The organism is Longimicrobiales bacterium (genome assembly GCA_035764935.1).
GTDB lineage: Bacteria > Gemmatimonadota > Gemmatimonadetes > Longimicrobiales > RSA9 > DASTYK01.
This window is the reverse complement of the sequence record DASTYK010000067.1, coordinates 1-6,283: the sequence shown is the minus strand read 5'-3', so window position 1 is coordinate 6,283 and position 6,283 is coordinate 1. Positions and strand designations below refer to the sequence as shown.

Below are 6,283 nucleotides of genomic sequence, written 5' to 3'. Positions count from 1 at the left end.
CCGTCCCAGAGGTAGCCGCCGTCGCGCAATGACAGGCTGTAGAGGTCGGCGCCGTCATAGGTGTTCACGGTGAAGGACCAGCCGAGCCGGTCGTTGAACGCGATGTTGAGCGTGGGCATGCCCACGAGCGCCACGCCGTACACATCGATGCCGCCACCGGTGATCTGCGCTTCGTACCAGGTGAACAGGTCGCCCCAGGGCAGGTGCGGATTGATGAGCAGCAGTGCATTGCCGTCTGCGGTGCGCGCCGGCGCGACTGCCCACGCGTTGGAGCCGAGCAGCTGCCGTGCGCCGTCGAGGTCCGCCTCATCGGGATCCATCCCGATTCCGTCCGCGTCGCCGCGCAGTGCACGCTGCGCCTGCGCGACGAGCTCCGGTGAGGCGACGAAGGTGAAGTGAACGACGCGTTGTGCATGTGCCAGGACATCCTCGGACGTGACCGGCAGCACCCGGCGCATTGCTGGATCGAGTGCGTCCGGATGCTGTTCCGCGTATGCGTTGATGCCCGCAGCGAAGCGTTCGATGACCATGCGCTCTTCGGATTCGGCCTGCGCCAGCCACGCCCGCGCGCGTCCGGGAATGCGGTTCACCCGCACCCAGCGGTCGCTCTCCACGAAGTCCTGCCCCCAGTACTCGGCTGCGCGCCCGCGGGCCTGCCCGTAGAGGCGCAGCAGCAGGCTGCCATGGCTCTGCGCCTGCGCCCAGCCGAACGCCCATGCAACCTCCTCCAGCGATTCGCCGCGGATGTGCGGCACACCGTAGCGGTCCCACAGGATCTCCTGCGCGACTGCGCCGGGAGTGACAGATGCAGCAATGGCAAGGAACGCGAGGAGGGAAGCGAAAGGACGTCGCATGAGGGACATGGACAGTGCTCCGCTGGAGAGGGGTGGGTTCAGCCGAACGTGCTGCGCAGCACGATGGTCACACCGTTGATCACGAACTGTGCACCGATCACCATGACGATCAGTCCCATGATCCGCGTCAGTACGTTCATGCCCGTGCTGCCCATGCGCCTGGTCACGGCGGGTGCGGCGGCGAGCGTCGCCCAGGCAATGCCGAGCACGAGCGCGATCGCGATGTAGATCGCGGCATGCTCGAGCACCGACTCCGCCTGCGCATTGAGCGTGATCACGGTGGTGATGCTGCCCGGCCCCGCGAGAAGCGGCATGCCGAGCGGCACGATGCCGACGTCCTCCTTCTCGACCGTTTCCGCCTCCTCCTCCGGCTTTACCCGGCTGCGGCGCGCCTGCAGCATGTCCCAGCCGATGCCGAAGAAGATGATGCCGCCGGCGATCTGGAACGCCTGCGTGGTGATCCCGAAGAAACGGAGGATCCACGTCCCGAGCGTGGAGAACGCGACCAGCATGACGAACGCCGTGAAGATCGCGCGTCGCAGCGTCGCACTGCGATGCGCGCGGTCGTAGCTGCCGGTCATTGCGACGTACAGCGGCACGGCACCGACCGGATTCACGATTGCCAGCAGTGAGGTGAACGCAAAGGTCGCGAAGCCCAGCATCTCGGAAAAGTTCACACGAGTTCCCTGACGCGGTCCAGATCGACGTTGCCGCCGCTCAGGATCACGACCGTGGTCTGACCGGCGACGTCGATGGCGCCGCTCGCGATCGCGGCGTAGCCTGCGGCGCCCGCCGGCTCGACGAGCAGCTTGGCGCGGGCGAGGATCGCGCTCATTGCGCTGGCGATCGCGTCGTCGCTCACCGTGACGACCTCGTCGACGAGCGTGCGCACGTGCTCGAGCACGAGCTCGCCGGTCATGGGTGCGCCCAGCCCGTCTGCGATCGTGTCAACCCGCTCGAGCGGCTGCACGCCGCCGGCCTGCAACCCTGCAGTGACCGCCGCGGCTCCGACCGGCTCCACACCGATGATCCGGGCGGAGGGTCGCATGTGGCGCACCGCAGCGGCCACACCGGAGATCAGCCCGCCACCGCCAACCGGAACGATCACCGCATCGACGTCCGGCAGCTCCTGCACGATCTCGATGCCGACGGTCCCCTGGCCGGCCATCAGCACGGGGTCTTCGAATGGGTGCACCAGTGTGAACCCGTGCTCCCCGCGCAGCTCCTCCATCTTCCGGAACGCGTCGCCGACGGTCCCGTGCAGGACCACGGTTCCGCCGTACGCCTCGGTCGCGGCGATCTTGGCCTTCGGCGCCGTCGCGGGCATGACGACGGTGCAGCGGGTCCCGGTGGCGCGGGCGGCGTAGGCGACGGCCTGGGCGTGGTTGCCGGCGGACACGGCGATCAGCCCGCGGGCGCGCGCGGCGTCATCGAGTGTGTCGACCCGGTTGAGGGCGCCGCGCACCTTGAACGAGCCGGTGCGCTGCAGGCACTCTGCCTTCAGGAACAGGTTCGTGCCATACGGTTCGCCCAGTGTGCGCGCGGACAGCAGGGGCGTGTGGTGCACACGCGTCGCGATGCGCTCTGCTGCCGCGGTGATGTCGTCGAATCGGACCATTGTGCCACGAGGTGAGGGGACCGGCCGCAAATAGTGGCGCCCTTTCGTTCTGCGCGGCAAGGCGGGTCACGGGTACAGACCTTGCCCCTCCGCCCGGCATGGAACAGGATCGCAGGAGGAACGCGGGTGACCGGCGCCGGCGCGAGCGCGGTACGCCCGATCGGCGCAGGCGGCCGCCGGTGCTGGAAGACCGGCGCACCCGCTTTTCCGTCTTCTATTTCCTGCTGGCGCTGGCCATCCTGATCGGTGTGAACGTGCTGCTCGGTCGCACGGAATCACGCGAGATCGCCTACAACGAGCTGAAGGACCGCATCCGCGCCGGGCAGGTGGACTCCGTGCTGATCGGCGCGCAGACGATCCATGCGAGCGTTGCGGACAGCCTGTTGCGCGAGGGCATGGTCGGGCAGCTGGCGGCGACGCGCGTCGCGGACGATCCCTCGTTCATCCCACTGCTCGATTCCGCACGCGTCGACTACGCAGCAGCACCCGAGAGCCGCTTCGGCAACATCCTCGCCTGGATGCTCCCCTTTGCGCTGCTGCTCGTGCTGTGGGTGTGGATGATGCGCCGGATCAATCCGGCGCAGAACGTGATGACGGTCGGCCGCAATCGCGCCCGCATCATGGGCGAGGAGGGAACGGGGGTCACGTTCGAGGATGTCGCGGGCGCGGACGAGGCGAAGGCGGAGCTGGTCGAGGTAGTGGACTTCCTGCGCACACCCGAGAAGTTCGCGCGCCTGGGCGCCAAGATCCCCAAGGGTGTGCTGCTCGTGGGTCCGCCCGGTACCGGCAAGACGCTGCTCGCGCGCGCCGTCGCGGGAGAAGCCGGCGTCACGTTCTTCTCGATCAGCGGATCCGAGTTCGTCGAGATGTTCGTCGGCGTCGGTGCCGCGCGCGTACGCGACCTGTTCGAGCAGGCCAAGGCGAACGCGCCGTGCATCGTGTTCATCGACGAGCTGGACGCACTGGGCAAGGCGCGTGGCGTGGGCGGTCCGATGGGCGGCAACGAGGAGCGGGAGCAGACGCTGAACCAGCTGCTGGTCGAGATGGACGGCTTCGACCCGCGCCGCGGCGTGCTGATCATGGCGGCAACGAACCGGCCGGAGATCCTGGATCCCGCGCTGCTGCGCCCCGGCCGCTTCGATCGACAGGTGGTCGTCGATCGGCCCGACCGCGTGGGGCGCGAAGCGATCCTGCGTGTGCACGCGGAGTCGATCGAGCTGGGGCAGGACGTCGATCTCGAGGTCGTCGCGCGTCGTACCCCCGGATTCGTTGGTGCCGACCTCGCCAACCTCCTGAACGAGGCTGCACTGCTGGCCGCGCGCCGTGACAGCGACCATGTCGAGATGCACGACATCGAGGAGGCGGTCGACCGGATCACGGCGGGGCTGGAGAAGAAGAACCGGCTGCTGCACGAGAAGGAGCGCCGCATCGTCGCGTTCCATGAGGCCGGACACGCGATCGTCGCGGAGCGTGTCGATCACGCGGACCCGGTCCACAAGATCTCGATCATCCCGCGCGGTGTCGCAGCACTCGGCTACACGCAGCAGCTGCCGGAGGACGACCGCTACCTGATCCAGCGGGCGGAGCTGGACGACCGGATGGCCGTACTGCTGGGCGGCCGCGCGGCGGAAGAGCTCGTCTTCGGCGAGATCTCGACGGGCGCCGGCAACGACCTCGAGCGCGCATCGGAAATGGCGCGTCGCATGGTGGGCGAGTTCGGCATGTCGGAGATCGTCGGGCCCGTCACGTTCCACCGCCGGCGCCAGGCGATGCTCGGCAACGAGCTGGAGCTGGACCGCAACGGGTTCAGCGAAGCGACGGCGCAGCAGATCGACTCCGAGGTGCGTCGCCTGCTGGTGGAGGCGTATCAGCGCGCGTTCGCGCTGCTGCGCGACGAGCGCGCGGTGCTGGATGCGGTTGCCGAGCGACTGCTCGAGGCGGAGGTCGTCGACCGCGAGGAGCTGCGTGACCTGATGGGCACGCCGCGCCACCAGTCACGGGACGGGCGCCGGCCCGGCGTAGGACACGCGGCGGGAAGTGCCGCGGACTGATGAGCATCGTGCCGTTGCGCGACGAGCGCACGAACCGGCTGCCGATGGACTACGGCGCACAGGCACGCGCGCGCGATTTCGACGAGTTCCTCCGGCGCCACGCGCACGAGTCGCACGTCGTCGCCATCCAGGATTACCCAGATCCCGATGCAATCGCGGGCGCGCACGCGTACCGCATGTTCGCAGCGCAGCACGACATCTCCGTCGAGATCCTGTACGAGGGGCGCATCAGCCACCAGGAGAACCTCGCGCTGACGCAGCTCGTCGACATCGAGATGACGCGCTACACCGAGGGGCTGCCGCTGGACGGCTACGACGGTGCCGTCTTCATCGACAACCAGGGCACGACGACGCGACTGCTGGACCGGCTGAACGCCGCGGGCGTTCCGACGCTCGCGATCATCGATCATCATGCGCCGCAGAACGTGCTCGAGGCGGAGTTCACCGACATCCGTCCCGTCGGTGCGGTGGCCACGATCCTGGCGGATTACCTGGAGAGTGCCGTCACCATGACGCTCAGCGTCGAGGAGGAGGCGGACGTGCAGCTCGCGACCGCGCTCGTGCATGCGCTGCGCAGCGAGACGAACGGCTTCATCCGCGCGGGGCCCGAAGAGCACGCGGCGGCAGCATACCTCAGCCGCTACCACGACCCCGAGCTGCTCGAGGCGATCCTCAAGGTGCAGCGCTCCCGCGGCACGATGGACGTGATCCGCATCGCACTGACCGACCGACTCGTGCGCAACGGCTACTCGATCGCGGGCGTCGGCTACGTGCGTCACGCGGAGCGCGATGCGATCCCGCAAGCCACTGATTTCCTGCTGACCGAGGAGAACGTCCACACCGCGATCGTCTATGGCATTCTGCAGGGCGGCGGGGATCGCGAGGTGGTGGTCGGCAGTGTCCGCACGACGCGGATCACGATGGACGTCGACCAGTTCCTGAAGACCGCACTCGGCAGCGACGCCCGCGGACGCTACTACGGTGGCGGCCGCAGCCGCGCAGGCGGGTTCGAGATCCCGGTCGGGTTCCTGGAGGGCACGACCGACGCCGAGCAGATGCGGATGAAGTGGGAAACGTTCAACCAGCAGATCCGCGCCAAGCTGACCGCCGCGGCAGGGATCAGCGAAACGGCACCCGGAGCGGACGGGCCGGCCGGCGGACGCTGAGAAGCACCGGCATCCACATACCGGCTCCTGGAAGCGACTCGAGACGACGGTTTGCGCCTACGCCGCGGCGCTCGGTGCCGGCGGATCCGGGGCTTCGGTCCAGATGCACGCGTCGCCGCCGCGGGCGCGGCAGTCCTCGTGTACGATGAGGGCCTCCCGTCCGCTGTAACCGCGCACCAGCGTTTCCAGGGCACCCGTGTACAGCGAACAGCCCGTGCCGAGCGAGTCCAGCGTCGCCAGCGGACAGTCGTTGAACGTCACGCGAAAAGGGCGCGCATGCGCCTCGATCGTGCCGCCACCGCTCAGCGCGCGCAACAGGCGCCGCCCCACACGTGCTGCGCTCGGTACACCGTGCCCGGGCATCAGCCGCGCGACACGGACCATGGCCTGCGGGACACGCTCGAGCCGTCGCTGCGCCATCGCCTGACCGGTTTCCCAGAGGATCACCCCCGCGTCCGGTCGCCGGAGCACGAGCTGGATCAGGCTCACGACGTCGCTGTACGGCACCGGCTTGCCCGCGCGCTGCGCTTCCTCGTACCGACGGATCTGCGTGAACACCACACCGGTCAGACCGAGCCGGCGCGGCATGCTCTG

The 6,283-nt window shown here is 68.7% G+C and carries 6 protein-coding genes; 2 read left to right on the top strand and 4 right to left on the bottom strand.

Annotation, left to right across the window (positions count from 1 at the left end; all coding sequences use genetic code 11):
* The 3 genes from VFU06_05265 to VFU06_05255 all read right to left on the bottom strand — a co-directional run.
* Window positions 1-863 (bottom strand): penicillin acylase family protein (locus tag VFU06_05265; GenBank protein ID HEU5208803.1); only part of this gene is annotated, 863 nt, incomplete at its 3' end.
* A 29-nt stretch (window positions 864-892) separates the two neighbouring features.
* Complete coding sequence (locus VFU06_05260; GenBank protein ID HEU5208802.1) at window positions 893-1,531, bottom strand: NAAT family transporter; 639 nt, start codon at window positions 1,529-1,531, stop codon at window positions 893-895.
* Window positions 1,528-2,472, bottom strand: a complete 945-nt coding sequence (locus tag VFU06_05255; GenBank protein ID HEU5208801.1) for a threonine/serine dehydratase — start codon at window positions 2,470-2,472, stop codon at window positions 1,528-1,530. The genes VFU06_05260 and VFU06_05255 overlap by 4 nt, the downstream gene beginning before the upstream one ends.
* A 179-nt stretch (window positions 2,473-2,651) precedes the next feature.
* Here VFU06_05255 and ftsH point away from each other — a divergent pair, with 179 nt between their 5' ends.
* Complete coding sequence (ftsH, locus tag VFU06_05250) at window positions 2,652-4,523, top strand: ATP-dependent zinc metalloprotease FtsH (GenBank protein HEU5208800.1); 1,872 nt, start codon at window positions 2,652-2,654, stop codon at window positions 4,521-4,523.
* Window positions 4,523-5,689, top strand: a complete 1,167-nt coding sequence (locus VFU06_05245) for a bifunctional oligoribonuclease/PAP phosphatase NrnA (protein ID HEU5208799.1) — start codon at window positions 4,523-4,525, stop codon at window positions 5,687-5,689. Before ftsH ends, VFU06_05245 begins: the two co-directional genes overlap by 1 nt.
* A 57-nt stretch (window positions 5,690-5,746) precedes the next feature.
* On the opposite strand, the gene VFU06_05240 is transcribed toward VFU06_05245, so the two are convergent.
* Window positions 5,747-6,283: hypothetical protein (locus VFU06_05240; GenBank protein ID HEU5208798.1), on the bottom strand; the 537-nt coding region annotated here is incomplete at its 5' end.

What these genes read in the sequence shown, in the direction of transcription:
- VFU06_05255 (HEU5208801.1), bottom strand. Translation starts at nt 2,472, where the DNA reads ATGGTCCGATTCGACGACATCACCGCGGCAGCAGAGCGCATCGCGACG.
- VFU06_05245 (HEU5208799.1), top strand. Translation starts at nt 4,523, where the DNA reads ATGAGCATCGTGCCGTTGCGCGACGAGCGCACGAACCGGCTGCCGATG.